General features: G+C 66.9%; 21 protein-coding genes and 1 pseudogene. 17 read left to right on the top strand and 5 right to left on the bottom strand.

What is annotated here, in order from left to right; translation table 11 throughout:
* Position 1: 1 nt before the first annotated feature.
* From nuoG to ETR14_RS22625, 12 genes and pseudogenes are all read left to right on the top strand, one after another.
* Positions 2-2,014 (top strand): NADH-quinone oxidoreductase subunit NuoG, encoded by a 2,013-nt coding sequence (nuoG, locus tag ETR14_RS22570; RefSeq protein ID WP_129389279.1) that lies wholly within the window; start codon positions 2-4, stop codon positions 2,012-2,014.
* Positions 2,015-2,163: 149 nt separating this feature from the next.
* Positions 2,164-3,192: pseudogene (gene nuoH, locus ETR14_RS22575) on the top strand (NADH-quinone oxidoreductase subunit NuoH); the annotation flags it as partial.
* A gap of 131 nt (positions 3,193-3,323) precedes the next feature.
* Positions 3,324-3,806, top strand: coding sequence for an NADH-quinone oxidoreductase subunit NuoI (nuoI, locus tag ETR14_RS22580; protein ID WP_206185899.1), 483 nt, complete (start codon positions 3,324-3,326; stop codon positions 3,804-3,806).
* 33 nt (positions 3,807-3,839) lie between these two features.
* A complete protein-coding gene (locus ETR14_RS22585) occupies positions 3,840-4,448 on the top strand; it encodes an NADH-quinone oxidoreductase subunit J (RefSeq protein WP_129389287.1) in 609 nt (202 codons plus the stop codon).
* 28 nt (positions 4,449-4,476) lie between these two features.
* Positions 4,477-4,782 (top strand): NADH-quinone oxidoreductase subunit NuoK, encoded by a 306-nt coding sequence (gene nuoK, locus ETR14_RS22590; RefSeq protein ID WP_106513683.1) that lies wholly within the window; start codon positions 4,477-4,479, stop codon positions 4,780-4,782.
* A gap of 7 nt (positions 4,783-4,789) precedes the next feature.
* Positions 4,790-6,865, top strand: a complete 2,076-nt coding sequence (nuoL, locus tag ETR14_RS22595; RefSeq protein WP_243455643.1) for an NADH-quinone oxidoreductase subunit L — start codon at positions 4,790-4,792, stop codon at positions 6,863-6,865.
* Positions 6,862-8,400: an NADH-quinone oxidoreductase subunit M gene (locus tag ETR14_RS22600; protein WP_129389291.1), complete on the top strand. Its 1,539-nt coding sequence runs from the start codon at positions 6,862-6,864 to the stop codon at positions 8,398-8,400. Before nuoL ends, ETR14_RS22600 begins: the two co-directional genes overlap by 4 nt.
* Positions 8,400-9,836 (top strand): NADH-quinone oxidoreductase subunit NuoN, encoded by a 1,437-nt coding sequence (gene nuoN / locus ETR14_RS22605; protein ID WP_129389294.1) that lies wholly within the window; start codon positions 8,400-8,402, stop codon positions 9,834-9,836. The genes ETR14_RS22600 and nuoN overlap by 1 nt, the downstream gene beginning before the upstream one ends.
* A 72-nt stretch (positions 9,837-9,908) precedes the next feature.
* On the top strand, positions 9,909-10,604 hold the full coding sequence (locus ETR14_RS22610) for a biotin--[acetyl-CoA-carboxylase] ligase (protein ID WP_129389296.1): 696 nt from the start codon (positions 9,909-9,911) through the stop codon (positions 10,602-10,604).
* Between the two features lie 55 nt (positions 10,605-10,659).
* The gene (locus ETR14_RS22615) at positions 10,660-11,445 is read left to right on the top strand and encodes a type III pantothenate kinase (RefSeq protein ID WP_129389299.1); all 786 of its coding nucleotides are present in this window, start codon (positions 10,660-10,662) and stop codon (positions 11,443-11,445) included.
* Positions 11,446-11,553: 108 nt separating this feature from the next.
* A complete protein-coding gene (locus ETR14_RS22620) occupies positions 11,554-13,191 on the top strand; it encodes a ribonuclease J (protein WP_129389302.1) in 1,638 nt (545 codons plus the stop codon).
* Between the two features lie 2 nt (positions 13,192-13,193).
* The gene (locus ETR14_RS22625) at positions 13,194-13,454 is read left to right on the top strand and encodes a DUF1467 family protein (protein WP_129389305.1); all 261 of its coding nucleotides are present in this window, start codon (positions 13,194-13,196) and stop codon (positions 13,452-13,454) included.
* Between the two features lie 215 nt (positions 13,455-13,669).
* Here the strand turns inward: ETR14_RS22625 and ETR14_RS22630 are convergent, their stop codons facing one another.
* Positions 13,670-15,964, bottom strand: coding sequence for a hypothetical protein (locus ETR14_RS22630; protein ID WP_129389308.1), 2,295 nt, complete (start codon positions 15,962-15,964; stop codon positions 13,670-13,672).
* An 82-nt stretch (positions 15,965-16,046) separates the two neighbouring features.
* On the opposite strand from ETR14_RS22630, the gene ETR14_RS22635 reads away from it, so the two are divergent.
* The 4 genes from ETR14_RS22635 to ETR14_RS22650 all read left to right on the top strand — a co-directional run bounded on the left by ETR14_RS22635 (position 16,047) and on the right by ETR14_RS22650 (position 20,103).
* The gene (locus tag ETR14_RS22635) at positions 16,047-16,349 is read left to right on the top strand and encodes an Hpt domain-containing protein (RefSeq protein WP_129389311.1); all 303 of its coding nucleotides are present in this window, start codon (positions 16,047-16,049) and stop codon (positions 16,347-16,349) included.
* 99 nt (positions 16,350-16,448) lie between these two features.
* Positions 16,449-17,648 carry a hypothetical protein gene (locus ETR14_RS22640; RefSeq protein ID WP_129389314.1) on the top strand — a complete coding sequence of 400 codons (1,200 nt, stop codon included), beginning with the start codon at positions 16,449-16,451 and terminating at the stop codon, positions 17,646-17,648.
* Positions 17,649-17,692: 44 nt separating this feature from the next.
* On the top strand, positions 17,693-18,736 hold the full coding sequence (locus ETR14_RS22645; protein ID WP_129389317.1) for a DUF2336 domain-containing protein: 1,044 nt from the start codon (positions 17,693-17,695) through the stop codon (positions 18,734-18,736).
* Positions 18,733-20,103: a HAMP domain-containing sensor histidine kinase gene (locus ETR14_RS22650; RefSeq protein WP_129389320.1), complete on the top strand. Its 1,371-nt coding sequence runs from the start codon at positions 18,733-18,735 to the stop codon at positions 20,101-20,103. Before ETR14_RS22645 ends, ETR14_RS22650 begins: the two co-directional genes overlap by 4 nt.
* A 416-nt stretch (positions 20,104-20,519) precedes the next feature.
* Here the strand turns inward: ETR14_RS22650 and ETR14_RS22655 are convergent, their stop codons facing one another.
* The 4 genes from ETR14_RS22655 to gltX all read right to left on the bottom strand — a co-directional run bounded on the left by ETR14_RS22655 (position 20,520) and on the right by gltX (position 24,524).
* The gene (locus tag ETR14_RS22655; protein WP_129389323.1) at positions 20,520-20,705 is read right to left on the bottom strand and encodes a hypothetical protein; all 186 of its coding nucleotides are present in this window, start codon (positions 20,703-20,705) and stop codon (positions 20,520-20,522) included.
* Positions 20,706-20,943: 238 nt separating this feature from the next.
* Positions 20,944-21,570: a hypothetical protein gene (locus tag ETR14_RS22660; RefSeq protein ID WP_206185900.1), complete on the bottom strand. Its 627-nt coding sequence runs from the start codon at positions 21,568-21,570 to the stop codon at positions 20,944-20,946.
* A 205-nt stretch (positions 21,571-21,775) separates the two neighbouring features.
* Complete coding sequence (locus tag ETR14_RS22665; RefSeq protein ID WP_129389326.1) at positions 21,776-23,062, bottom strand: citrate synthase; 1,287 nt, start codon at positions 23,060-23,062, stop codon at positions 21,776-21,778.
* Between the two features lies 1 nt (position 23,063).
* Positions 23,064-24,524, bottom strand: a complete 1,461-nt coding sequence (gene gltX, locus ETR14_RS22670; RefSeq protein WP_243455644.1) for a glutamate--tRNA ligase — start codon at positions 24,522-24,524, stop codon at positions 23,064-23,066.
* Positions 24,525-24,579: 55 nt separating this feature from the next.
* Here gltX and ETR14_RS22675 point away from each other — a divergent pair, with 55 nt between their 5' ends.
* Positions 24,580-26,814 carry a ComEC/Rec2 family competence protein gene (locus tag ETR14_RS22675; protein ID WP_243455645.1) on the top strand — a complete coding sequence of 745 codons (2,235 nt, stop codon included), beginning with the start codon at positions 24,580-24,582 and terminating at the stop codon, positions 26,812-26,814.
* Positions 26,815-26,976: the final 162 nt, after the last annotated feature.

Genomic DNA, 26,976 nt, shown 5'->3' on the forward strand with positions numbered 1-26,976 from the left:
CATGCCCAAGGTCAAAGTCGACGGCGTAGAGATCGAGGTTCCGCAGGGCGCGACCGTCCTGCAGGCATGCGAGCTCGCCGGTAAGGAAATTCCGCGCTTCTGCTACCACGAGCGCCTGTCGATCGCCGGCAATTGCCGGATGTGTCTCGTCGAGGTGAAGCCTGGGCCGCCCAAGCCGCAGGCCTCGTGCGCGCTTCCAGCCGCGGAAGGCCAGGAAATCTCGACCATGACCCCGCTCGTCAAGAAGGCGCGCGAAGGGGTGATGGAGTTCCTGCTGATCAACCACCCGCTGGATTGCCCGATCTGCGATCAGGGCGGCGAGTGCGATCTTCAGGATCAGTCGATCGCTTATGGCCGCGGCCACTCGCGCTTCCACGAGAACAAGCGCGCGGTGACCGAGAAATATATGGGTCCCGTGGTCAAGACGGTGATGACGCGCTGCATCCAGTGCACGCGCTGCGTCCGCTTTGCCGAGGAAGTTGCCGGGGTCGAGGAGATCGGCGCGATCAATCGCGGCGAGAATATGCAGATCACGTCCTATCTCGAAGGTGCGGTCACCTCCGAGCTTTCGGGCAATGTCGTCGATCTCTGCCCGGTCGGCGCATTGGTCTCCAAGCCCTACAGCTTTGAGGCGCGTCCCTGGGAGCTGCGCAAGACCCCGGGCATCGACGTGATGGACGCGGTCGGCACCAACATCCGCATCGATCACCGCTTCCGCGAGGTCATGCGCGCGCTTCCGCGCCTCAACGAGGACGTCAACGAGGAGTGGGCGCACGACAAGACCCGGCACGCGGTCGACGGCCTGCTCCGCCGCCGGCTCGACCGGCCCTGGATCCGGCGTGAGGGCAAGCTGCAGCCGGCGACCTGGGCCGAGGCGTTCCAGACGATCGCCGCACGGCTCGAGGGCGCAACCGGCGATCAGGTCGCGGCCATTGCCGGCGATCTCCAGGATCTGGAATCGATCTACGCGCTGAAGCAGCTGCTCCGCGCCTACGGCTCCACCCTGCACGAGAGCCGCCAGGACGGCGCCAGGTTCGATGTTTCGAACCCTGCCGCCTATCGCTTCAACGCCACCATCGGCGGCATCGAGGCGGCGCCGGCGATCCTGCTGATCGGCACCAATCCGCGCTGGGAAGCGCCGCTGGTCAACACCCGCATCCGCAAGGCGATCAAGGCCGGCGCGAAGGTGTTCCGCATCGGACCGCCGGTGGACCTCACTTACCCGGTCATCGATCTCGGCAGCGATCTCTCCGCGCTCGGCAATCTGCCGCAGGATGTTCGCGACGCTTTCTCTGGCAAGGAGAATGCGGCGGTCATCGTCGGCATGGGCGCGCTGGTCCATGAGGGCGCTTATGAAGCCGCGCGCGCCGCGGCCGCCGCGTTCGGCGCCAGCTTCAACGTCCTCCACACGGCAGCGGCGCGCGTCGGTGCGCTCGACCTCGGCTTCGCCACCGACGGTGGCATCGAGACGCTCCGGGCGCGGGCAGGGGCGCTCAAGGCCCTGTTCCTGCTCGGGGCGGACGAACTCGACACCGAGGCGTTCGCAGACACCTTCACGATCTACATCGGCACGCACGGCGATCGCGGCGTTCGCCACGCCGACGTGATCCTGCCGTCCGCCGCCTACACCGAGAAGCACGGCACCTACGTGAATCTGGAAGGGCGGGTGCAGTTTTCGGAGTTCGCGGTGCACGCGCCGGGAGAGGCACGCGAGGATTGGACGATCCTGCGGGCGCTGTCGGACGTCGTCGGCAAGACCCTGCCGTTCGATGATCTCGGCCAGCTCCGTGCCGCGATGGCGGCCGAGTTCCCGCATCTCGGCCAGCCCGGGCTCACCGTCTTTCCGGGAAGCGCCGGCGGCGGCGGGGAGGGCGGGGCTTCGGTCTCCGGCGAGATTGTCTACCCGATCGAGGACTTCTACCTCACCAATCCGATCGCACGCTCCTCGCCGACGATGCAGCGCTGCTCCGCCGAGATCCTGCACGGCCAGGTGTTCGAGGAGGCGGCGGAATGATCGAACACGCTATGATGTCTACCCGTGATCCCTGCGAAGGCCGGAATCTCGTGGAGACCGCCCCGACTTCTTGTCCTGAGATCCCGGCCTTCGGGCACCCATCGAAGTATGACTTCGATGGGACCCGCGCCGGGATGACGGAGTAAATAATGACCGCTTGGTTCCAGGGTTTTCTCGGCTACGGCTTCGGCTGGTTCGTCGCGACCCTCATCTTCGTTCTGCTGATCGCACTGCCGCTGATGCTGGCGGTGGCGATGATCATCTATGCCGATCGCAAAATCTGGGCGGCGATGGCACTGCGTCGCGGCCCCAACGTGGTCGGGCCGTTCGGCCTGCTGCAGAGCTTCGCCGACGGGCTCAAGGTCTTCCTCAAAGAGACGATCATCCCGTCCGGAGCCAATCGCGGCCTGTTCATCATCGCGCCGATCCTCACCTTCACGGTGGCGCTGATCGGCTGGGCGGTGGTGCCGTTCGGCGACGGCATGGTGCTCGCCGACATCAATGTCGGCCTGCTCTACCTGCTCGCGGTGTCGTCGCTCGGCGTCTACGGCGTGATCATCGCGGGATGGGCGTCCAATTCCAAATACCCCTTCTACTCGGCGCTTCGCGCGGCCGCGCAGATGGTGAGCTATGAGGTCTCGGTCGGCTTCGTCCTCATTCCGGTGATCCTGTGGACAGGTTCGTTCAACCTGTCCGACGTGATCGAGGCGCAGCGCAGCCACGTCTTCTTCCTGAACGGCTTCGCCTTCAATCCTCTGCTGTTCCCGCTGTCGATCATCTTCCTCATCTCGGCAATGGCGGAAACGGCGCGTGCACCGTTCGATCTTACCGAGGCGGAATCGGAGCTCGTTGCCGGCTACCAGACCGAATATAGCTCGATGAGCTTCGCGCTCTTCTGGCTCGGCGAATATGGCAACGTGCTGCTGATGTGCGGCATGACCGCAGTGCTGTTCTGGGGCGGCTGGCTGCCGCCGGTGGACTGGGCGCCGCTTTACTACGTGCCCGGGATCATCTGGTTCTTCGCCAAGATCCTGTTCTTCTTCTTCGTGTTCAGCTGGGTGAAGGCGACCGTGCCGCGGTTCCGCTACGATCAGCTGATGCGGCTGGGCTGGAAGATCTTCCTGCCGATCTCCCTGCTGTGGGTGTTCCTGGTCTCGGGCTACCTGCTTGCCACCAAGGCGCAATGCCCGACCGACGCCGGCGTGCTCGCGTCGATCCGCACCGATAGCGAAGCCGATCGCTACATGCCGTCCTGCCGCAGCCACATGCCGAACCTTGGAGGCCGCGACCGCGCGGCCGGAGATCGCTGATGATCGCCCACTACATCAAGTCGTTCACGCTCTGGGAGTTCGTGAAGGCGCATTGGTTGACCTTGAAGTATTTCTTCAAGCCCAAGGCGACGATCAACTATCCGTTCGAGAAGAACCCGATCAGCCCGCGCTTTCGCGGCGAGCATGCGCTTCGGCGCTACCCCAATGGCGAGGAACGCTGCATTGCCTGCAAGCTCTGCGAGGCGGTCTGCCCGGCATTGGCGATCACCATCGAGTCCGAACCGCGCGAGGACGGCAGCCGTCGCACCACCCGCTACGACATCGACATGGTGAAGTGCATCTATTGCGGCCTCTGCCAGGAGGCCTGCCCGGTCGACGCCATCGTCGAGGGACCCAATTTCGAATTCGCGGTCGAGAGCCGCGAGGAGCTTCTCTACGACAAGGCGAAGCTGCTCGAGAACGGCGACAAGTGGGAGCGGGCACTGGCCGCGAACCTTGCCGCCGATGCACCCTACCGCTAATCCGCCCCCGAATCTGAAGGGCCCGACAAGAACGTGATCCAAGCCTTCGCCTTTTACCTGTTCGCGGCGATCGTCATCGCCAGCGGGGTGCTGACGATCGGCGCCAGGAATCCGGTCCACAGCGTGCTGTGGCTGATCCTGGCCTTCTTCAACGCCGCCGGGCTCTTCCTCATCCTCGGGGCCGAGTTCATCGCGATGCTGCTCGTCATCGTCTATGTCGGCGCGGTCGCGGTGCTGTTCCTGTTTGTCGTGATGATGCTCGACGTCGACTTCGCCGAGCTTCGCGCCGGCATCGCCCGCTACTGGCCGTTTGCAACGCTGCTGGCCTTGGTGCTGCTCGCCGAGATCGTGTTCGCGCTCGCCGCCTGGAATGCCGGGACGATCGTCGCGCCGAGGGCCTCGCCGACAGTGCAGGACGTGTCGAACGTCGAGCTGCTCGGACGGGCGCTGTACACGCGCTATCTCTACATCTTCGAAGCCGCCGGCTTGGTGCTGCTCGTGGCGATGATCGGCGCGATCGTGCTCACCCACCGCGAGCGCAGCGACGTTCGCCCGCAACGCGTGTCGGATCAGGTCCGCCGCCGTCCCGAGGATGCGGTCGTCAACATGCAGCCGGGTGTCGGCCAGGGAGTGGAGCTGTGATCGGCCATATTCTGGAGGGATGCCGATCATGATCGGCCTAGGCCATTACCTCACCGTCGGCGCGATCCTGTTCGTGCTCGGCGTGTTCGGGATCTTCATCAATCGCAAGAACGTGATCGTCATTCTGATGGCGATCGAGCTGATCCTGCTGTCGGTGAACATCAACCTCGTCGCCTTCTCCGCCTTTCTCGGCGACATGGTCGGCCAGGTGTTCGCAATGTTCGTGCTCACCGTCGCGGCGGGCGAAGCGGCGATCGGCCTCGCCATTCTGGTCATCTATTTCCGCGGTCGCGGCACCATCGCCGTCGACGACATCAATCAGATGAAGGGCTGATCAAGAAGTGCAAATCCAGCTCCTCGTCTTTCTGCCCTTGCTCGCCGCGATCGTCGCGGGTCTCGGCAATCGCTTCATCGGCAGTACCGCCGCGAAGCTCGTCACCACGGGCGCGCTGTTCGCTTCGTGTGCGCTGGCCTGGCCGATTTTCATCGCCTTCCTGGCCGGCACGGCCGAGCCGGGCGTCCACCCGGTGCTTTCCTGGATCCATTCGGGCGATCTCAACGTCAATTGGTCGCTGCGCGTCGATGCGCTGACCTCGGTGATGCTGGTGGTGGTGACGACCGTCTCGGCGCTCGTTCACCTCTACAGCTGGGGCTATATGGCGGAGGATCCGTCGCAGCCGCGCTTCTTCGCCTATCTGTCGCTGTTCACCTTCGCGATGCTGATGCTCGTGACGGCCGATAATCTCGTCCAGATGTTTTTCGGCTGGGAAGGGGTCGGCCTCGCATCCTACCTCCTGATCGGCTTCTGGTACCACAAGCCGTCGGCCAACGCCGCCGCGATGAAGGCGTTCGTCGTCAACCGCGTCGGCGACTTCGGCTTCAGCCTCGGCATCTTCGCCGCCTTTCTGGTGTTCGGCACCGTCTCGATCCCCGAGATCCTGGCGGCGGCGCCGTCCCTCGGCGGCTCGACGATCGGCTTCCTGGGCATGCGCGTCGACACGCTGACCCTGATCTGCATCCTGCTGTTCATCGGTGCGATGGGCAAGTCGGCGCAGCTCGGCCTCCACACCTGGCTCCCCGACGCGATGGAGGGCCCGACCCCGGTGTCCGCGCTGATCCATGCTGCGACCATGGTCACGGCCGGCGTGTTCATGGTCTGCCGCCTGTCGCCTTTGTTCGAGCAGAGCCAGACTGCACTCACCGTCGTCACCTTCGTCGGCGCCGCCACCGCGATCTTCGCGGCGACGGTCGGCACGGTGCAGAACGACATCAAGCGCGTGATCGCCTACTCGACCTGCTCGCAGCTCGGCTACATGTTCTTCGCGGCCGGCGTCGGCGCCTATGGCGCCGCGATGTTCCACCTGTTCACGCACGCTTTCTTCAAGGCTCTGCTGTTCCTCGGCGCGGGCTCGGTCATCCATTCGATGCACCACGAGCAGGACATGCGCTTCTATGGCGGCCTCAGAAAGCACATCCCGCTGACCTTCATCGCGATGACTCTCGGCACGCTGGCGATCACCGGTGTCGGCATCATTCAGATCCAGGGGCTGCCGAGCTTCGGCTTCGCGGGCTTCTTCTCCAAGGATGCGATCATCGAGAGCGCGTTTGCCAGCGGCACCACTGCCGGCGGCATTGCCTTCGTGGTCGCGGTCGTCGCGGCTCTGCTGACCAGCTTCTACAGCTGGCGCCTGGTCTTCCTGACCTTCTTCGGCGCGCCGCGCTGGATCCAGTCCGAGCACATTCAGCATGCGGTGCACGATCATGGCCACCACCATGACGATCCCGCTCAGGAAGATGCCGGGCACGACACGCGTCCGCACGAGACCCCGGCGCATGCGGTGAAGGAAGGCACCGGTGGTTACCACCCGCATGAGAGCCCGTGGACGATGCTGGTACCGCTCGGCGTGCTGTCGCTCGGCGCGGTGTTCGCCGGCATGGTCTTCCACGAATGGTTCATCGGCGTCGAAGGCGGCGAGCATTTCTGGCGCGGCAGCATCGCCTTCAGCGAGCATCTCGCCCACGAGATGCACGAGGTGCCGCTTTGGGTGAAGCTCTCGCCCGCGGTGGTGATGATCATCGGCTTCGTGGTCGCCTGGTTCGCTTACATCCGCGATACGTCGATCCCGGGCCGCTTCACCGCGCAATGGGGCATCCTCTATCGCTTCTTCTACAACAAATGGTATTTCGACGAGGCGTATAACGTGCTGTTCGTGAGGCCCGCCGTCGCGCTTGGCCGCATCTTCTGGAAGAAGGGCGACGAGGCGACCATCGACCGCTTTGGCCCGAACGGCGCCGCTGCCCTGGTGAAGGGCGGCAACGTCGTCACCGCGCGGCTGCAGTCCGGCTATCTCTACACTTACGCGCTGGTGATGCTCCTCGGCCTCGCCGCCGCCGCGACCTGGGCGATGGCACGATGACCGGCATTCTTTCGCTGATGCTGGCCGTGCCGCTCGTCTCGGCGCTCGCCTGCCTGTTCGTGCCCGCGGCGACCGCGCGCTGGATCGCGCTCGGCGGTACCCTGATCGACTTCGTTCTCGGCATCGTCCTGTGGGCGAGCTTCGACATCGGCGGCGCGCAGTGGCAGTTCGTCGAATATGCGCCGCTATTCTCGCGCTTCGCCTGGGCGCTCGGCATTGACGGCATTGCGCTGATGTTGATCATGCTGTCGGTGTTCCTGATGCCGATCTGCATCCTGGCGAGCTGGACGGCGATCGAAAAGCGCGTGCCGGAATATATGGCGGCGTTCCTGCTGATGGAGACGCTGATGATCGGCGTCTTCATGGCGCAGGACATCTTCCTCTTTTACATCTTCTTCGAAGCCGGCCTGATCCCGATGTTCCTGATCATCGGCATCTGGGGCGGCGCCAACCGGATCTACGCCTCCTACAAGTTCTTCCTCTACACGCTCGTCGGCTCGCTGCTGATGCTGGTCGCGATGCTGTGGATGGTGAATTTCGCCGGCACGACGTCGATCCCGAAGCTGCTCGCGACCGATTTTCCGCCGGAAGCGCAGACCTGGCTGTGGCTCGCTTTCTTCGCCTCGTTCGCGGTGAAGATGCCGATGTGGCCGGTCCACACCTGGCTTCCCGACGCCCACGTCCAGGCGCCGACCGCAGGTTCGGTGATCCTTGCCGGCGTGCTGCTCAAGCTCGGCGGCTATGGTTTCGTCCGATTCTCGCTGCCGATGTTCCCGGAAGCGTCCAACCAGTTCTTCTGGCTGGTCATGGGACTGTCGATGGTCGCGATCGTCTACACCTCGCTGGTCGCGTTGGTGCAGAACGACATGAAGAAGCTGATCGCTTATTCGTCGGTCGCCCACATGGCCTTCGTCACGATCGGCATCTTCGCCTTCAACCGCCAGGGCCTGGAAGGCGCGCTGATCGTGATGCTCAGCCATGGCCTGGTCTCGGGCGCCTTGTTCCTCTGCGTCGGCGTCATCTACGATCGGCTCCACACCCGCGAGATCGATCGCTACGGCGGCCTCGCCAACAACATGCCGGCTTATGCGGTGCTGTTCCTGCTGTTCACCATGGCCTCGGTCGGCCTGCCGGGCACCGGCGGCTTCGTCGGCGAGTTCCTGAGCCTGATCGGTTCCTACCGCGCGAGCAGCCTGGTCGGCGCGGTAGCGACCACCGGCATCATCCTCGGTGCCGCCTACATGCTCTATCTTTATTGGCGGGTCGTCTACGGCACCAGCCGCAACGCCGATGCCGCGGCGATGCCGGATCTCAATGCGCGCGAGCTGTTCAGCCTGGGTGCGATCGCCGCTGTCGTGCTGTGGATGGGCGTCTATCCGGAGAGCTTCCTGGCACCGATGCGCAACGATGTCGGCCTGCTGATGGCCCGTGTCGAGCGCGCCGCGCCGTCCGGCGATGCCCACCTTGCCAAATCCGCCAAGATGCCCGCCGCCGCCGCGGGCCACGAAACTGCCGCTGAAGGAGCGCATCACTGATGGGCGAGTCGCTTGCGCTCACTCTGCCTGAGATCATTCTCACCATCGGCGCGATCGTGCTGATGCTGGCTGCCGCTTTCGCCGGCGATCGTCACGCCCGGACGATCACCTGGCTCGCCGTCGCCACCCTGGCGCTCGCCGCGTTCTGGGTGCCGGGCATCACCACCGGCGGCGGCATCGCCTTCGACGGTCTCTTCGTCGCCGACAGCTTCGCCGCTTTCGCCAAGGTGCTGATCTATGTCGGCGCCGCCGCGGCGCTGATCGCGGCGGACGGCTGGTTCGGCCGCGCCGGCGATTATCGTGCCGAATATCCGGTGCTGGTCCTGCTCTCCAGCATCGGCATGGGCATGATGGCATCAGCGGGGGATCTGCTGACCCTCTACGTCGGGCTCGAGCTGCAGAGCCTGGCGGCCTATGTGCTCGCGTCGTTCCAGCGTACCGACAACCGCTCGGCGGAAGCCGGCCTCAAATATTTCGTCCTCGGCGCGCTCGCCTCGGGCATCCTGCTGTACGGCGTGTCGCTGCTCTACGGCTTCACCGGTTCGACCCTGTTCGGGGACGTCGCGATCGGGCTGCAGACGGACGGCGTTTCGACCGGCGAATTGTTCGGCATCGTCTTCGTGCTCGCCGGCATCGCCTTCAAGGTCTCGGCGGTTCCGTTCCACATGTGGACTCCGGACGTCTATGAAGGCGCGCCGACGCCGGTCACTGCCTTCTTCGCTTCGGCGCCGAAGGTCGCGGCGATGGCGCTGCTGACCCGGGTCGCGATCGAGGGCATGGGCCCGGCCACCTTCGAATGGCGCCAGATCGTCATCTTCATGGCGCTCGCCTCGACCATCCTCGGCGGTGTCGCCGCGATCGGCCAACCCAACATCAAGCGCCTGCTGGCCTATTCGTCGATCAACAATGTCGGCTTTGCCCTGATCGGACTTGCCGCCGCCAACCCGGAGGGCGTGTCGGCGATCCTATTCTACATGGCGGTCTATGTGGTGATGACGATCGGATCCTTTCTGGTCGTTCTGCGGATGCGCGACGAGGCGGGCGAGCCGGTGGAGACGATCGCGTCCCTTTCGGGTCTGTCGCGCACCCGTCCGGCGCTTGCCGCCGGCATGGCAATCTTCATGTTCAGCCTGGCCGGGATTCCGCCTCTGTTCGGCTTCTGGCCCAAATTCCTGGTGTTCGATGCGGCCGTCCGCGCCGATCTCACCTGGCTGGCGGCGGTCGGCATCGCGACTTCCGCAATCAGCGCCTTTTACTATCTCAAGATCGTTAAGACGATGTACTTCGACGATCCGGCACCCGCTTACGGCCGAACCTCGGACGTGCCGCAGACGGTGCTGCTCGTCGCGGCCGCTCTGTTCGTGTCGCCGCTCGGCTATCTTGCCATTCCGTTCATTCAACCGCTTGCCGACAACGCCGCGCGCGCGTTGTTCTGATCCCGGGCGGCGGACGTCGAGTCCGCCGCCGCCACTCGTTCGCGCCGCCACTGCGGCCCTGTCGACACGCCGATGATCGATCTGCGACACGTCGCCGAAACCGGCTCCACCAATGACGACGTATCGGCGCTCGCCGCGGCAGGCGCGGCCGAAGGCCTGTGGTTGCGCGCCGACCAGCAAAGCGGCGGTAGAGGGCGACAGGGACGGGCTTGGCGATCGCCAGGGGGCAATCTCTACGCCAGCACCCTGGTGCGGCTGCAGCCGGGCGATCCAATGGCACCCACGTTGGCGCTGGTCGCGGCCACGGCGCTGCACGAAGTCGCCGGCGCCTATGCGGGCGGCGACCGCGTCCGCCTGAAGTGGCCGAACGATCTGCTTGCCGGCAATGCCAAGCTGGCCGGGATCCTGCTCGAACGGGCGGGCGGCGCCGTGGTGATCGGATTTGGCGTCAATCTTGCCCATCATCCCGCCGACCTCGAGCGGCCGGCGCTCAGTCTGGCGGCCTTGACCGGCACCGCGCCCGATCCCGGCCTCTTCTGCCGGGAGCTGGCCGAAGCCTTCGCCCGCTGGCTGGACCGCTGGCGCACCCTGGGCCTGGCGCCGGTGCGCGCGGCCTGGCTTGCCGCTGCGCATCCGCTCGGCACCCTCTTGTCCACGTCGGTCGGGGAGGGCCGGTTCGAAGGGCTGGACGAGACTGGGGCGCTGCGTCTGCGCACGCAGGACGGGGTGCTCAGGACCATCCACGCGGGTGATGTCTTCCTGGTCTGAGCGGACCGATGCTGTGCACTCGCCAAACCGGGCTCCTCCCGCTAGGGAAAGCGCCATGCTGCTTGCCATCGATGCCGGAAACACCAACGTCGTCTTCGCGCTGCTGGAGGACGGAGTGGTGCGCGCACGCTGGCGGATCGCGACCGATCCGCGGCGCACCGCCGACCAATATGGCGTCTGGCTGCACCAGCTGATCGCGCTGCAGGATTACCCGCGCGATGTCGTCGATGCGGTGATCATCGGCACGGTGGTCCCGCGCGCCCTCCACAACCTGCAGGTGCTCGCGACCAAATATTTCGGCGTGGAGCCGCTCGTGGCCGGCGTGCCGCCCGCGGATTGGGGCATCGAGCTCGACGTTGCCGAGCCGCGCAGCGTCGGCGCCGATCGCGTCGTCGATGCGATCGCGGCCCATGCGCGGCATCCCGGCGATCTCATCGTCATCGATTTCGGCACCGCGGCGACGTTCGACGTCGTCGATTATACCGGCGCCTACAAAGGGGGGATCATCGCGCCCGGCATCAATCTGTCGCTCGATGCCCTGGTCACCGCCGCCGCCAAGCTGCCGCGCATCGCGATCCAGGCGCCGGAAGACAATCTGTCGGTGATCGGCCGCACCACCGAGGACCAGATGCATATCGGCATCTATTGGGGCTATGTTTCGATGATCGAGGGGCTGGTCGCGCGCATGAAGGCCGAGATCGGCCGCCCGGTGAAGGTGATCTCGACAGGCGGCCTCGCCACCCTGTTCGATCGCCACACGGATGTCTTCGACGAGATCGAGCCCGATCTCACCATTCAAGGCCTTGCTCTCCTCTGGAAACGGAGCGTCGGCGCGGCCTGATTCCATTGCGAAGGGGCGGTGAATGCGTCCGTCCCTTCTTCCCACTCTGTTCCGGAACGAAAGCCGCGCCTGCCGCTTTCGCCAGTCGGACGATGCGAAAGACCCAAGATGAAACCCGGCAAAGAGCTCCTCTTCCTGGCCCTCGGCGGCTCCGGCGAGATCGGCATGAACGTCAATCTCTACGGCTGCGACGGCAAGTGGATCATGGTCGATCTCGGCATGACCTTCGCCGATCCCGCATATCCGGGCATCGATCTGGTGCTGCCGGATCTTTCCTTCATCGAAGAGCGGCGCAAGGATCTGCTCGGGATCGTGCTCACCCACGGCCATGAGGACCATATCGGCGCGATCCCGTATCTCGCCGCCGATCTCGGCGTGCCGCTTTATGCGACCCCGTTCACCGCCGGGCTGATCGCCGAAAAGCTCCAGGAAGAGGGGCTGACCGAGGAGGTCAAGGTCAAGATCATCGACATCGGCGGCAACGTCCAGATCGGGCCGTTCGGCTTCCGCTTCGTGCCGCTTGCCCATTCGATCCCCGAGGGCAATGCGCTGCTGATCGACACGCCCTACGGCAAGATCTTCCACACGGGCGACTGGAAGCTCGACGAATTCCCGCAGATCGGCGATCCCGCCGATGCCGCGCAGCTGATCAAGGTCGGCGACGAGGGCATTCTCGCCCTGGTCTGCGATTCCACCAACGTTTTCCAAGAAGAGGCGTCCGGCTCCGAGGAAGAGGTCCGCAAGGGCCTGGACGAAGTGATCGGCGCGGCCGAGGGCAGGGTGCTGGTCACCACCTTCGCGTCCAACGCGGCGCGGCTCAGCACGCTCGGCAAGGTGGCGCAGGATACCGGCCGCCAGGTCTGCGTCGCCGGGCGCTCGCTCGATCGTATCCTGCGGGTCGCACGGAGCGTCGGCTATCTCACCGATTTCCCGGCCACGATCGATTTCGACGAGGCGATGACGCTGCCGCGCCGCGACGTGATGATCATCGCCACCGGCGGCCAGGGCGAAGCGCGCGCGGCCCTCGCTCGGATCGCGTTCGATCAGCATAAGTTGAAGCTCACCGAAGATGATCTGGTGGTGTTCTCGTCCAAGCAGATCCCCGGCAACGAAATCGCCATCGGCCGGATCCAGAACGAGCTTGCCCTGCGTGGCATCCGGATGATCACCGATCGCCAGGCCAACGTCCACGTCTCGGGTCATCCCGGCCGGCCGGAACTCGCCGCCATGTACCAGTGGATCCGGCCCGAGATCATCGTGCCCGTTCATGGCGAGATGCGCCACATGGTCGAGCATAAGAGGTTCGCGCTGGAGCGCGGCGTGCCGCGTGGGATCGTCCAGTCGAACGGCGACCTCGTCCGGCTCTCGCCCGATGGGCCGCGCAAGCTCGGCGAGGAGAAGGTCGGGCGTCTGATCCTCGACGGCGACGTCATCCTCGCCGCGGACGGCACGACGATGAATGCGCGCCGTCGGCTGAGCTACAATGGGGTGATTTCCGTCGCGGTCGCGATGAACGACGACGATCGCGTCAAGGGCAATGTCGAGATCGCGATCGAAGGCCTTCCGGTCGAGGAGGATCGTGACGCCTTCCTCGAGGAGGCCTGCGCCGCGGCCACCGCCGCCGCCCGCAAGGGCGCGAAGGGCGAGGACAAGTTGCGCGAAGACATCCGGCTCGCCGTGCGCCGCTGCGCCACCGAGTGGACCGGCAAGAAGCCGACGGTGAACGTTCTGATCATCCGGATCTGACGATGAAGATCCAGTCGATCCTCGCCATCTACATCCTGTTCTGGACGATGAGCCTGTTCCTCGTCCTGCCCTTCGGCGTTCGCACCGCCGAGGAAGCGGGGACCAAGGCGGAGCTCGGCCACGCCGAAAGCGCGCCGCACCGTTTCAGCCTCGGCCAGGCGAGCCTGCGTGCGACGATCGTGTCGGCGATATTGTTCGCCATCTTCTACGCCAATTACCAGTTCGGCTGGGTTACCATCGATATGCTGGACTGGACGCGATAGCCCCACCAGCCTGACTCCTCTCCCGGCCTTCCGGGAGGGGACGGGGGCGGGATAGCGCAGCCGCCGAGTTCTTTCTCTTGAGGTCGCAACGCTGTGCCGTCGTGTCCGGTCACCCGCGACCGGCGGCGCGGTAGAAGAAGACGCGGCTTCGCCGCCCCACCCCCAAGCCCCTTCCGGAAGGCCGTGAGGGGAGTGTGCGCGGAGGGGGCTCCGGCCTACTTCCGGATGCGGTCGATAGCCTGGGCGAGGGCCACGTAGAGCTTGCCCATGTCGCTGGAGAGCATCGTGACTCCGAGCGGGGTGCCGTCGCGGTCGGCGAGGATGCGCCGGAGCATCGCTTCGAAATCGTGAATGTAGCGGTTCACCTGCTCGCGGAATTCCGGCTCGTCGTCATAATGGCGGGCGATCTCGCGCGCTTCGGTGGCTTCGAGCAGGCGGACGGCGCGGCGGGTGAAGACTCCGCGATCGCCCTTGAGATAGGCCGCCCAGGCACTGTCGGTGACGTCGTTGGACAGGATCTTGGTGACGTCGATCGCGGTCGAGTTGAGCGACTCGATAAGCAGCGCGACGCGGCGGGAGAAATTCTCGCTCTCCTGCTCCTCGCGTTCGCTGCGGCCCTCCTGGATGCGTTCCTCGACGGCCGCGGCGGTCTCGCCCAGGGTGAGCATCTGACGGGTGAGCCGCTCGGAAGCGGTCCGAGCGGAGGCGACGGCACGTTCCGATGCTTCGGCGAGCTCAGCCATCTGCCGCTCGACCGTCCCCGCGATCGCATCGGTGAGCGCCTTGCGGCCCGCTTCGCCGAGCGCTTCGGCACTGGCCGGGATCACCGCCGCGATCGCTTCGCGGGCGCGTTCGGCGGCCTGGTTGGCGGTGTCGCGGACCCGCAGCAGAGCCTCGACCAGCTGCGGGCCGGTCTCGGCGGCGATGCGCGCGGCCGCTTCCTGCGCCTGCGCGGCGGCGGCGCCGAGCGCGGCGAGCTTCTCCTCGCCGCCTCGCGTACCTTCGTCGATGCGGGCGAGCAGGGATTCGAGCGCGTCGCGCTGGCGGGCGACGGCGCTCTCGGCGCTCTCCACCCGTTCGGCGGCCGCGGTCGCCGACGATTGCACGGTCGCCACCACCGGCGCCAGCGACACCGCGGTGGCGCGAGTCCTCGCCGCCTGATCCTCGACCGCGGCCAGCGCGGCCGGGAGATCCTCGCCGAGCTGGCGGGCGACGCCGGTCAGCACCTCCGACATCTCGCGGGCGCTGCCGGTCAGAGCCTCGCTGCCGTCCTTGCCCGCGCCCAATTCCGCGATCAGCGCGCGGGTGGTGTCGCGGACGCCCTGCACGGCCTGGCCGAGCTTCTCGCTCTCGGCGCCGCCGGTGCGGCCGAGCTGCGCGAACCACTCGTCGAGCTCGGCCAGCTCCTTGGCGAGGCCGGTGACGAGCGCGTGGCTGGCCGCGTCCTGCGCCGAAAGATGGCCGGCAAGGCCCTCGACCTTCCTGGACAGCTGTTCGAGCCGTTGCGCCAGATTGCGGGTGGCATCTTCGCCGGCACGGTCGAGCGCGGCCTGAGTCTGAGTGATCGTCGCCATCACGGCGACGCCCTGCGCGTCGAGCGCCGCGCGGGCGGCGTCGAGCGCCTCGGTCGCGCGCGTCATCGCGCCGTCGACCGATGCGGTCATGCCGGCGGATGCTTCGGCGATGCTCTCGGCTGCGGCGGTGCTGCTGCTTTCGATCCGGGCGACGTGCGCGGAAAGGCGCTGGGCCGCGCCGCCGAGCACGTCATCGGCCTCCCGCCCGCGGGCGGAGAGCGCGGACAGCTGCGCTTCCAGCGCTCCGGCCTGGCTGTGGGCAGTGATGCCGGCATCCTTCATTGCTTCGGCAACGCCGCGCGCCTGCGCCTCGGCCCTGGGAAGATCGTGAAGGAGGACGCCGATGTCGACCTTGGCCGACGCCGCGGCGGCATCGAGGGCCGCCGCCTTGCGGTCGAGGGCGGCGGTTTCTTTCGACAGATAGTGGGTCACCCGGCCGAGCCGGTCCGAGGCTTCGTCGCCGAGCGACATCAGCCGCTCCGCCTCGCCCCGAAGACGCGTATGATTGTCTTCGATCCGGGTCGAGACGATCGACAGCACCGTCTCCAGCGCACTGCTCTCGGCCCGCATCGCGGCGACTGCACGGCCGAAACGCTCGGCCTCGCGCCGCGGGGTGCGGCCGAGCCAGATCCACAGCAAGACGATGAGGACGAGTGGGCCGCTGATCATCCCGATCGACGAGACGATGGTCTGCAGGGTCGGAGCCGGATTCGCCTGCCGGATCGACCAGGCGGCGGCGCCCAGCCATCCGATGGCGAGCAGCAGCAGAAGGGCGGCGAGCAGCCTCGACTCGCGTCGCACGGTCGGCTCGGCAGCCGCGTCCGGCAGATCGCCGGCCGCACCGATCCAGTCGGCTTCGGTCTTCTCGACCTCCGGCCCTTGAATTTCGTTCGCGCCGCCGTCCGGCTGCGTCTCGGCTCTGTCTGCCCCCGTCATGCCGGCGAGTTTACCACCATTCGCAGCGCAGGGAAGGCCGGAAGGTTACCGGGCGTTAACGGTCCGTCGCTACGGTCGCCTCATGGCTTACGATCCCGGTGCCCTGAACGCGTCCCTCGCCGCCGTCGTCGGCAGCGACATGGACCTGATGCGCGAGCTGCGCGACGCCTTCGTCGAGGGCGCGGCCCGGCAGGCCGACCTGATGGGCCGCGCCCGCTGCGACGCCAATTGGGAATTCGCGGCCTCGCGGCTCAAGAGCCTGGCGGCGAGCTTCGGCGCGGTCGGGCTGATGGGGCTCGCCGACGAGGCGCTGGAAGGGGCACCGGGCGATCCGGTCGTGCTTCGCAAGCTGCGCGCCGCGATCGACGATTTCGCCGCCGGCTGATCGCCGCCGGCGGCCGCCCGTGGGGGAGGGGCTGCCGGTTTAGTCTTTGCGAAGCGCAGCGGCCTTTACTATCCCAGCCCGCATGGGAGGGGTCCGTCCTTGACGCTGGCAGCTTTGATCGCAGCCTATCACGAAGCCGACGAAGCCGGCGGTGGTCTTCGCGCGACTCTGCCGCTCGCCGGCCGGACGTTGCTCGAGCGCCAGGCCAGGCTCGCGGTCGCCGCCGGCGCCGATCTGATCGTCGTCGCCGTTGAGCGGGTGCCGCCCGATCTGCTGGCGGCGATCGACCGGCTGCGCGGGCAGGGGATCAAGGTGGCGGTGGCGCGTAGCGCGCTGGAAGCCGCGGAGGCGGTGCATCCGCAGGACCAGTTGCTGATCGTCGCCGACGGCCTGATCGCTACCGAAATCCATGTCGAGCGGCTGATCGGGCTCGGTGGCTCCGCGATCCTCACCGTTCCCGATGTGCGGGTCGACGATCGTTACGAGCGGATCGATGCGCACAGCCGCTGGGCAGGCCTCGCGCTGCTGGACGGCGAGACGCTGAAACGCACGGCGGCGATGCTCGGCGAGTGGGATCTGCAATCGACCCTGCTGCGCCGCTCGATCCAGGCCGGAGTCCGCCAGATGTCGGTCCGCGGCGAGCCGGCCGACGATCTGCTCACCATCGCCGAGCGGACCGAAGATCTGGCCGAACTCCAGCAGCGCCTGTTCGAAGGAGCGGGCGCGCAGCGCACCGACTGGGTTTCACGCTATCTTCTCGGCCCCCTCGAGCAGGCCGCGACGCGGCGGCTGATGCCGACCAGCGCCACACCCGGGATGCTCGGCCTCTCCGCCGCCTTGATGACCGCCTTCGCAGTGCTGAGCTTCGCCTCGGGCTGGCTGCTCACCGGCATGGCCTGCCTGCTGCTGGCGACGCCGCTCGACGGCATCGGCGAACGGCTGGCGGCACTGCGCATGCAGGATACGGTATCGGACAGCTGGTGGGCGACCTTCCTGCCGGCGATTGCCGCGGCGGCGCTCGTGGCGCTCGCCTTCACGTTGGCGGGCACCAGCGGCTGGGGGTGCATCGCGCTCGCCGGCACGATCATCGCCTTCAGCATCGCGCTCCGCAACGAGGCGGCCGGCAGGGACGTGCCCCGCAGAATGTGGCTCGCCGAACGCAAGGGGATGAGCTGGCTGCTGCTGCCGTTCGCGGCGACGGGCCTTTGGGGCACCGGCCTCACCCTGCTTGCATTCTACGCAGGCGGAAGCTTCTTCTGGGCTCAGCGCCACGTCCACAAACCGGCGCCGCTGCCATAGGCTGATTAGCGGCCCCTTAACTCTGTCGGGACTACAGCCGCGGCATGTCCGATTTGCGGCCGAGCGGGATGGAACTGGACGGCGCGGCGCAACTGCTCGCGTCCGCACGCATGCGCGTGTCCGCCGCGGCCACGGATCTTGCCATTCCGGCCGCGCTGCGGCTCACCGAGCGCCAGCGGGCGACGCTTGCCACCCTGCTTCCCAAATTGTTGCGCACGATCGAGGACGAATTGCGGTCGATGATCGCCGAAGCCTTCGACGACGAAACCCTGCGGGCGGCGCTTTCGTCCGCCCGGCTCGACATTGCCGGGCCGATCCTGGCCAAGAGCGGCGCGGCGGAGGATCCGCTGCTGGTCACCGCTCTGCTCCGGCGCGCCGAGGAACACAGGCTGCACCGCGGCGGCGGCGGCGGCGGCGGCGGCGACAATGCGCTGCTGATCGATCTCGCAGGCGATTCGGATTCGATCGTCGCCGGGGAGGCGATGGCCTTGTTGATCGCGCAAAGCGGCCGCTTCGATCCTTTCCACGAGCCGATCCTGATCCGATCGGATCTCTCCGCCGAGCTCGAGCATCAGCTGGTCTGGACGGTGGCGGCGGCGCTGCGCCGGTACATCGTCGGGCAGCATGGGGTCGAGCCCGGCCAGGCCGACGAGGTGCTCGCATCGGCCGGGCGCGGCCTGCTCGCTGCCTATGACGAAGGCGACACGCTCGATTCGCACAGTCTCCGGCTCGCCCGCGCACTCCGCGACGCCGGCAAGCTCGACGACATGGTCGCCGCGCGGGCGCTCTCTGAATCCGGTCTGTCGCTGTTCCTGGCCATTCTGTCGGTGCGTACCGGCCTCGACTGTTCCGCGGTGTGGGAGATCATGTCGGCCCGCGACGGCCGCGGCATGGCCTTTTTATTGCGCGCCGCAGGCGTGGCGCGCGAGCCCGCCGGTGCTATCCTGTTCGCCCTCACTCGTGACGAAGTGGCGCTCGTGCCTCAGCTGGATACTTATGACGGATCGAGCCAGGCGCAGGCGCAAAGCCTGCTCGCCTTGTGGCGTGCCGATGCCGGCTACCGCGATGCCGTGGCGAGGTTATCATGAGCCTGGTGCACGGCCGGGTCGACGCGGAGGGCCGACTGGTCGCCGCCGATCCGCGCCTGCTGGCGCTGCAGCGCGATGCCGGCGGCGATGCGGGCGGGCCGTTCGCAGTGCCCCAGATCGCCGCTCTGGCGCGGCTGGCGCGGCGGCTCGGCATCACAATCTCGCGGGCGGCGGTGGCGGCGAATGGCGACACCGACATCGATCTTTGGGTCCGCGCGGTGCCGGCCGACGACGGCGGCGTCGATCTCGCGCTGTCCGGTTGGGCCGAGCGTCCGCCGCGTGCTCCCGCGCCGAGTGCGGAGGCTGAGCGCCAGGCGGACTTCCTGCGCGCCGCCGCCGACTGGATGTGGGAGACGGACGTCGCCCTGCGGCTGAGCGCGGTTTCGCCGGCTGCGGCCGCCGCGTCCGGCCAGTCGACCGCACAATTGCTGGGCCAGCCGCTCACCAGATTGTTCCGGTTGGAGGAGGGGCCAGCCGGAGACTTGCCGCTGCTCGCCGCTTTGGCGGAGCAATCCCGGTTCGATGCTCAGGTGGCACAGCTGCGGGGGGGTGATGCAGCCCTATACCGTCTGGCCGGCGTGCCCCTGATCGACGGCGCTGGACGCTTCTCCGGCTTTCGCGGTTCTGCGACCCTCTTCGGCGAGGCGGCGCCGCCGCATGCTCTGGAGTCCGAGATGCAAGCCAGCGACACTGGCGCTTTCTCCGAACGGCTGGACAAGGCCCTGCGCACGCCGCTCGCCGACATCATTCGCAATGCGGAAACGATCGGCGCGCAACCGGAAGGACCGTTGCGCACCGATTATGCGGGCTATGCCGAGGATATCGCCGCCGCCGGGCGCCATCTGCTTGCGCTGGTCGACGACCTCGTCGACCTGCAGGCGATCGAGCGTAGCGATTTCGCGCCGGAGCGGGAGGAGATCGATCTTGCTGATGTCGCCCGTCGTGCGGCCGGCCTGCTTTCGGTTCGCGCCGCGGAACGCCGCGTCCGCATCGACGGCCCGGAGGGCGTCGATGCGCTGCCCGCCACCGGCGAGTTCAAGCGCGCTCTTCAGATCGTCATGAACCTGCTCACCAATGCGATCCGCTATACACCGGAGGGTGGCAGCGTCTGGGTGCGCACCGATCGCGAGGGCGACCTCGCCATTCTGGTCGTTGCAGACCAGGGCAGGGGAATTGCGCCGGAGGATCAAGGCCGCGTGTTCGAAAAGTTCGAGCGGGTCGATCCCTCGGAACCGGGCGGAACCGGGCTCGGCCTCTACATTGCGCGGCGACTCGCTCGGGCGATGGGCGGAGATCTCGGCGTCGACAGCGCGCCGGGGCAGGGTGCACGTTTCAGCTTCACGCTTCCGATCCGTCACGACGGCTGACGTTAGATGCCTGATCTGAATTAGACTTCCGGCTGCGGCGGGATGCCTCGGCGATTGGCCGTCCCGCCTTCGCACATGTTGGACACGACTCCCAAAGCCATGGAAATACGTGTATATAGTCTCCGGGGACGGGAGATGGTCGCCCGAATGGCGGACTGTCGGCGAAGCGCTCCGGAGCCTTCCGGGGCGCTTCGTTTTGTCGGCAACACCGGCGTGGCTCCGCATCGTTGTACCGTCCTGCTGCCAGTCTGATCCAAGAAAATCGTCGCGCGGCGGATTTTTCGCGGAACCCCATACGGGTGTGGCCGTTCTGCCTGTACCCCCCCCGCTGGTAGTCACACTCCCCCCCCCCCCCCCCCCGAGTGACTACCGACCAAGCCCCGGCCGGAAACGGCTGGGGCTTTTACTTTGGGGGCCTACCACCGCATCTCGAGCAGCTGGACGATCGTCACGACGACCCCGGCGGCCAGACACAGCAGGATCGGTTCCGTCGGGAGATCGGCGCGCTTCCGCACCGTCTTGAGCGCTGCCGCGAGGGCGATCCCGATCGCGGTGAAGACGAGCGGCGCCCCGATCAGGATCGCGCTATCGTCGCCCATCATCCCCTCCCTTGTGCCGGCTTCGGCGTCGGCTTCCGCCGCGCCATTTCTCCATGCGCTCCGCCGCCCGATCGCACGGCGGCAACATCAAGGGTGCGGGAGCGAGGCCTTGCGTCCCCGGTGCTTGCGAGAGGGGGGGCTTGGCGCTGTCCTGTCGGCTGACGAGGCTAGGCGCCGCAAACACCGGCTGGCTCCGCCTCACTCCCGCCCACACCGTCGACGACGGGTGGTAACTCGAAAATCAATGTCCTTTGTGGTCCGCTCCAGCTTCCGGCGCGGCCGCTGCGGCATGTGCCATGTGCGCCGGCCTGGCGTGCGCGCAGGTCACTGCCGGATTGAACGGCTTGAACATTCCCGCCGGGTTCGGGCGGAACAGCCAGACGTGGAGATCGTAGTGCGGCTCGAACCCATGTGCCTCGTCGATCGCGGTTGTCGGATCGTCGACCATGTGGTCCCAGGCGACGCCCTGGAAGGTCGGCGCCTTGGCGTTGCCGGCGGCAGTCCAGGCTTTCTCGAAGACGACGTTCTCGACGGCGATCAGTTCTGGCACGCCCTCCGCATTCGGCTCGTAGATGAGGATCGCGGGCTTGCGAAAATCGGTGTGGATGGCGCTGCCGCTGATCCGCGCCGCCGGCGGGCTGTCGATGGCAAGCAGATCGGGCCGGAAATAATGGATGCCCATGCCTCCGAGCTCTGCCGGACGGCCCATGTGGCTGGCGACGTGGCAGGTATTGCTGGGATCGGCGACATAGCCTTCGGCGAGCGCGACCTTGACGTCCTTGAAGCGCTCGGTGGCGGCGCGAACCTCGGCGAGCGACGGCTCGGCCGGAGCGGCGGCGGCGATCGCAAGAGCGGCGGCCAGGAACATCGTGTCGTCCTCTTTCCTCTGCGGCGAAGCGCCGCTCGATGGAAGGGCTTGTGCGGCTCCAGCGTTTCAGCCGGATGCCGCGGCCTGAGGCAAAGGGTGTCTAATGTTACAGGTTGTGATGGTGGCCGTTCCCACCCGTCGGAAAGAAAAGGCGGGCGCCCCGATTGGGGCGTCCGCCTCTCTTTTTCAGTCAGAAGCGCCGGGTTCAGCGCTGGTCGATCGCCACATAGTCGCGCTGCGCCGAGCCGGTGTAAAGCTGGCGCGGACGGCCGATCTTCTGCTCGGGATCCGAGATCATCTCGTTCCACTGCGCCACCCAGCCGACGGTGCGGGCGAGGGCGAAGAGCGCGGTGAACATCGACGTCGGGAAACCGATCGCCGACAGGATCACGCCCGAATAGAAATCGACGTTCGGGTAGAGCTTCTTCTCGATGAAATACTCGTCCTTGAGCGCAATCTGCTCCAGTTCGCGAGCGACGTCGAAGATCGGATCGGTGACGCCCAGTTCGTTGAGCACCTCTTCGGCGGTCGCCTTCATCACCTTCGCGCGCGGATCGAAATTCTTGTACACGCGGTGGCCAAAGCCCATCAGGCGGAACGGATCCTCCTTGTCCTTGGCGCGGGCGATGAATTCCGGGATGCGGTCGACCCGGCCGATCTCGCGCAGCATGTTGAGTGCGGCCTCGTTGGCGCCGCCATGCGCCGGGCCCCACAGGCAGGCGATGCCGGCCGCGATGCAGGCGAACGGATTAGCCCCGGACGAGCCGGCCAGGCGTACGGTGGAGGTCGACGCGTTCTGCTCGTGATCGGCATGGAGGATGAAGATCCGCTCCATCGCCCGCTCGACGATCGGATTGACCTCATAGGTCTCGGCCGGAACGCCGAACGTCATCCGCAGGAAGTTGCCCGTGTAGGACAGCTCGTTCAGCGGGTACATGAACGGCTGGCCGACCGAATATTTGTACGCCATCGCCGCGATCGTCGGCATCTTGGCGATCAGCCGGTGGCTTGCGATCATCCGCTGCTTGGGATCGGTGATGTCGGTCGAATCATGATAGAAAGCCGACAGCGCACCGACCACGCCGCACATGATCGCCATCGGGTGAGCGTCGCGCCGAAAACCGCGATAGAAGGTCGCCAGCTGCTCGTGCAGCATGGTGTGGCGCGAGATGGTGTAGCCGAACTTGTCGAGCTCGTCCTTGGTCGGCAGCTCTTCGTTGAGCAGCAGATAGGCGACTTCGAGGAAGCTCGAATTTTCCGCGAGCTGATCGATCGGGTAGCCGCGGTGGAGCAGGATGCCCTGATCGCCGTCGATATAGGTAATCGCGCTTTCGCACGCCGCTGTCGAGGTGAAGCCCGGATCGTAGGTGAACGCGCCGGTCTGGCCATAGAGCTTGCGGATATCGATGACGTCGGGGCCGACCGTGCCTTGTCGCACGGGCATGGCGACATTCTTGCCGCCGAGATCGAGAGTGGCCTGGTCGTTCGCCATATTATTCTCCGTCGGTCTTCATCCGGTCCGCAATCCGGGCGAGGCTTTCCTCCCGGCCGAGCAGCACCAGAACATCGAATATGCCGGGCGAGGTCGCCCGGCCGGTAAGTGCCGCTCGAAGCGGCTGCGCGACCTGGCCGAGCTTGACCTCGGCCGTTTCGGCCACGCTTCGTATGACGGCCTCTGTCGCCTCGGTGCTCCACTCGTCAAGCGCGTAGAGGCCCGCATGAATACGGGCCAGCAATCGTGGCGCGTCGCCGCCGAGCAGCTGCGCGGCCTTGTCGTCCAGATCGAGAGGACGCTCGCGATAAAGGAAGGTTGCGCCTTCCGCGAGTTCGTTGAGGTTTTTGGCACGCGGCTTGAGCTCGGGCATCGCCTTGGCGAGCAGCGCAATCTCTGCCGTGTCGAGTCGAGCGTCCAGCATCTGCTCGATCCGGGGCGCGATCAGCCCGGCAAGCCGGCCATCGGAGGCCTCCCGGATGTAATGACCGTTCAAATTCTCGAGCTTCTTGGTGTCGAAGCGGGACGGCGAGCGGCCGACATTGTCGAGATCGAACCAGCGGATCGCGTCTTCGCGGCCGATGATCTCCTCGTCGCCATGGCCCCAGCCGAGGCGCAGCAGGTAGTTGGCGACCGCTTCGGGCAGGAAGCCCATCTCGTGATAGTCCATCACGCCGGTGGCGCCGTGGCGCTTCGACATCTTGGCGCCGTCCTGGCCGTGGATCAGCGGCACGTGGGCGTAGACGGGCTCCGGCCAGTCCATGCCCTTGATGATGGCGAGCTGGCGGAAGGCGTTGTTGAGATGGTCGTCGCCGCGGATGACGTGGGTGACGCCCATGTCGTGATCGTCGACGACCACAGCGAGCATGTAGGTCGGCGATCCGTCGGAGCGCAGCAGGATGAAATCGTCCAGCTCTTCGTTCTGCACGCGGACGACGCCCTGGACCTTGTCGTCGATCACCGTCTCGCCGGTCCGCGGGGCCTTGAGCCGGATGACGAACGGAGCGTCCGGGCGTGCCGCATCCGGCGCGCAGTCCCGCCACGGGCTGTTGATCCGGAACGGCCGGCGCTCGCGAGTCGCTTCTTCGCGCGCCGCGGCGAGCTCCTCCTGAGTCATGTAGCAGCGATAGGCGTGGCCGCGGGCGAGCAATTGCTCCGCCACTTCCGCGTGGCGCGCCCAGAATTGCGACTGATAATATTCGTGCCCATCCCAATCGAGCTCGAGCCAGCGCATGCCTTCCAGGATCGCGTCGATCGCCGGCTTGGTCGATCGCGCCTTGTCGGTGTCCTCGATCCGCAGCAGGAAGCGGCCGCCGTGATGGCGGGCGAACAGCCAGTTGAACAAGGCGGTGCGGGCGCCGCCGATATGCAGGAAGCCGGTCGGCGACGGCGCGAAGCGGGTGACGACCTCGCGCGGGGATTGGGTTGCGCTCAAGCGCCGTTTCTCCAAGGATGCGGCCATGGCCGCCAGTGACGGATGCGCCCCTAGCATAGCGGCTTCGCCGCCACAAAGGGGCTTGGGCGAGCGCCTTGCGGGACTCCTGCACCGGCGTGGGACGCCGCGCGAGGCGGGCGGATGGCGGGTGCGGCTGGAGGCGCTTGCCGATCGGGAACGCGATCAGCTGCCCTTGTGGGTGCCGGTCGGGCTCGGTTTCGGATCGGCAGCCTGGTTCGTTCTTCCCGATGCGAGCGGCTGGACGGCGTTCCTGGCAATGGCTCTGGCCGGCATTCTCGCGCCGCCCGCGCTGGCGCCCGGCAGCCGCTGGGCGCGGGCGGTTGCGATCTTCTTCCTGGCGGCTCTGATCGGCTGCGCCAACATCTGGTGGAAGGCGGAGCGAGTCGCCGGACCGGTGTTTCACCGCGAGAAGGTCATGACCTTCGAAGCCGTGATCGACACCGCCCAGTCCATGCCTGCCGAGGAGATGGTTCGCTTTGTCGTCCGGCCGGCGGACCCATCCTTGCCGCGCCGGATCCGGATCAATCTCGACGACAAGAAGGCGTCGAAGGCACTGGAGCCGGGCGCCAGGGTGTCGGTGCGCGCCTGGCTGATGCCGCCGCCGCCACCGGCGGTGCCCGGCGCCTATGATTTCTCGCGCGCGGCCTGGTTCCAGGGGGTTGGCGCCACGGCGCGCGGTCTCGACGTCACCTTGATCGCGGCGCCGACCGAGCGCAGCTGGCGCGCCCGTCTCGCCAACGCTCGGCAGGGCATGGCCGATCACATCCGCAGCCGGCTCGGGGGCGGGGAAGGGGGCATCGCCGCGGCGCTCGCGACCGGCGATCAGGCCGGCATTCCGGAGGAGGACGCGGAGGCGATGCGGCGATCCGGGCTCGCCCACCTGCTGTCGGTGAGCGGGCTCCATCTCACCGCCGTGGTCGGCGCGGTGATGCTGCTCACCCTCAAGCTGCTCGCGCTCAGCCCGACGCTTGCGCTCCGCTTCCGCCTCGTCGTGATCGCCGCCGGCGTCGGGGCGCTCGCCGGGATCGCCTACACCTTGTTCACCGGTGCCGAGGTGCCGACGATCCGATCCTGTGTCGCGGCGGTGCTGATCCTGCTCGGCATCGCGCTCGGCCGAGAGGCGCTGACCCTGCGGCTCGTCGCCGTCGGCGCGCTGATCGTGCTGCTGTTGTGGCCGGAGAGCGTCGTCGGCGCCTCCTTCCAGTTGAGCTTCGCGGCGATCGCGGCGATCGTCGTGATTCTCGATCACCCGAGGATCCGCGCGCTGCTGGAGCGTCGGGACGAGGCGCTGCCGGTGAAAGCCGGCCGCTTTCTTCTGGGACTGATCCTCACCGGCCTGGCGGTGGAACTCGCTCTCACGCCGATCGCCTTGTTCCATTTCCACCAGGCCGGGATCTACGGCGCGTTCGCCAACATCGTCGCGATCCCGCTCACCACCTTCGTGGTGATGCCGATCGAGGGTCTCGCTCTGCTCCTCGATCTCGCCGGCCTCGGCGCGCCCTGCTGGTGGCTCGCCGGCAAGGCGCTCGGCTTCCTGCTCTGGCTCGCCCATGCCACCGCCGGTGCACCAGGCGCCGTCGCCATGCTGCCCGGCATGCCGCGGGGTGCGTTCGGCCTGATCACGGCGGGCGGGCTGTGGCTGTTGCTGTGGCGGACCCGGTGGCGGCTGTTCGGCATCCCGCCGCTCGTGGCAGGCCTGGTCTGGACGGTGGCGACGCCGCCGCCCGATCTCCTCGTCACCGGCGACGGCACCCATCTCGCGATCCGAACCGCACGCGGCGACCTGGCCATTCTTCGGCCGAAAGCGGGCGATTACGTGCGCGATACCTTATCGGAAAATGCGGGGATAAAGTCGGAGCCGATCGAACTCGACATGTTGCCGGCGGCGCAATGCAGCGCCGATCTGTGCGCGGCCGAGGTCGAGGCGGACGGCACGCGATGGCGGATTCTCGCCACCCGCTCACCCAATATGGTCGACTTCGAGCCGCTGCAGCGCGCCTGCGCCGCAGCCGATATCGTCGTCTCCGATCGCCGGCTACCGGTCACGTGCGTGCCGCGCTGGCTGAAGGCCGATGCCGTCTTCCTCCGCCGCACGGGCGGACTCGCGATCAAGCTGGGCGCGGCGCCGAAGGTGCTGACGGTGGCGGAACTGCAGGGAGAGCATCCGTGGGCGACCGCTGCGGTGCCCGACCCAAAAACTATTTCGCGGCGGCGGTCCGCCGGCGCAGCTCCAGGAGCGCCTTGGCGCGGCGAGCCTCGTCCTGCTGCTCGCGAGCCCAGGGCGGCGACACGGTGAAGCGCTCCAACTCTGCAGGGATCAAGGCTGGTACCGACACGCTCACAACATCCTGGGAAGATTGGTGATACCGGTATCATAGGCCGGTAAACGGAAGCTTTCTACCGTAATGGACCGCAACTCGAGGGCGCGGACCGCGTGCTCCGGCCCGCGTCCCGGCTG

The organism is Sphingosinicella sp. BN140058, assembly GCF_004135585.1.
GTDB lineage: Bacteria > Pseudomonadota > Alphaproteobacteria > Sphingomonadales > Sphingomonadaceae > Allosphingosinicella.

What these genes read in the sequence shown, in the direction of transcription:
- ETR14_RS22615 (WP_129389299.1), top strand. Translation starts at nt 10,660, where the DNA reads ATGCTGCTTGCCATCGATGCCGGAAACACCAACGTCGTCTTCGCGCTG.
- nuoI (WP_206185899.1), top strand. Translation starts at nt 3,324, where the DNA reads ATGATCGCCCACTACATCAAGTCGTTCACGCTCTGGGAGTTCGTGAAG.
- ETR14_RS22625 (WP_129389305.1), top strand. Translation starts at nt 13,194, where the DNA reads ATGAAGATCCAGTCGATCCTCGCCATCTACATCCTGTTCTGGACGATG.
- gltX (WP_243455644.1), bottom strand. Translation starts at nt 24,524, where the DNA reads ATGGCCGCATCCTTGGAGAAACGGCGCTTGAGCGCAACCCAATCCCCG.
- ETR14_RS22650 (WP_129389320.1), top strand. Translation starts at nt 18,733, where the DNA reads ATGAGCCTGGTGCACGGCCGGGTCGACGCGGAGGGCCGACTGGTCGCC.
- ETR14_RS22620 (WP_129389302.1), top strand. Translation starts at nt 11,554, where the DNA reads ATGAAACCCGGCAAAGAGCTCCTCTTCCTGGCCCTCGGCGGCTCCGGC.
- nuoN (WP_129389294.1), top strand. Translation starts at nt 8,400, where the DNA reads ATGGGCGAGTCGCTTGCGCTCACTCTGCCTGAGATCATTCTCACCATC.
- ETR14_RS22635 (WP_129389311.1), top strand. Translation starts at nt 16,047, where the DNA reads ATGGCTTACGATCCCGGTGCCCTGAACGCGTCCCTCGCCGCCGTCGTC.
- ETR14_RS22655 (WP_129389323.1), bottom strand. Translation starts at nt 20,705, where the DNA reads ATGATGGGCGACGATAGCGCGATCCTGATCGGGGCGCCGCTCGTCTTC.
- ETR14_RS22660 (WP_206185900.1), bottom strand. Translation starts at nt 21,570, where the DNA reads ATGTTCCTGGCCGCCGCTCTTGCGATCGCCGCCGCCGCTCCGGCCGAG.
- ETR14_RS22610 (WP_129389296.1), top strand. Translation starts at nt 9,909, where the DNA reads ATGATCGATCTGCGACACGTCGCCGAAACCGGCTCCACCAATGACGAC.
- ETR14_RS22600 (WP_129389291.1), top strand. Translation starts at nt 6,862, where the DNA reads ATGACCGGCATTCTTTCGCTGATGCTGGCCGTGCCGCTCGTCTCGGCG.
- nuoK (WP_106513683.1), top strand. Translation starts at nt 4,477, where the DNA reads ATGATCGGCCTAGGCCATTACCTCACCGTCGGCGCGATCCTGTTCGTG.
- ETR14_RS22665 (WP_129389326.1), bottom strand. Translation starts at nt 23,062, where the DNA reads ATGGCGAACGACCAGGCCACTCTCGATCTCGGCGGCAAGAATGTCGCC.
- ETR14_RS22630 (WP_129389308.1), bottom strand. Translation starts at nt 15,964, where the DNA reads ATGACGGGGGCAGACAGAGCCGAGACGCAGCCGGACGGCGGCGCGAAC.
- nuoG (WP_129389279.1), top strand. Translation starts at nt 2, where the DNA reads ATGCCCAAGGTCAAAGTCGACGGCGTAGAGATCGAGGTTCCGCAGGGC.
- ETR14_RS22645 (WP_129389317.1), top strand. Translation starts at nt 17,693, where the DNA reads ATGTCCGATTTGCGGCCGAGCGGGATGGAACTGGACGGCGCGGCGCAA.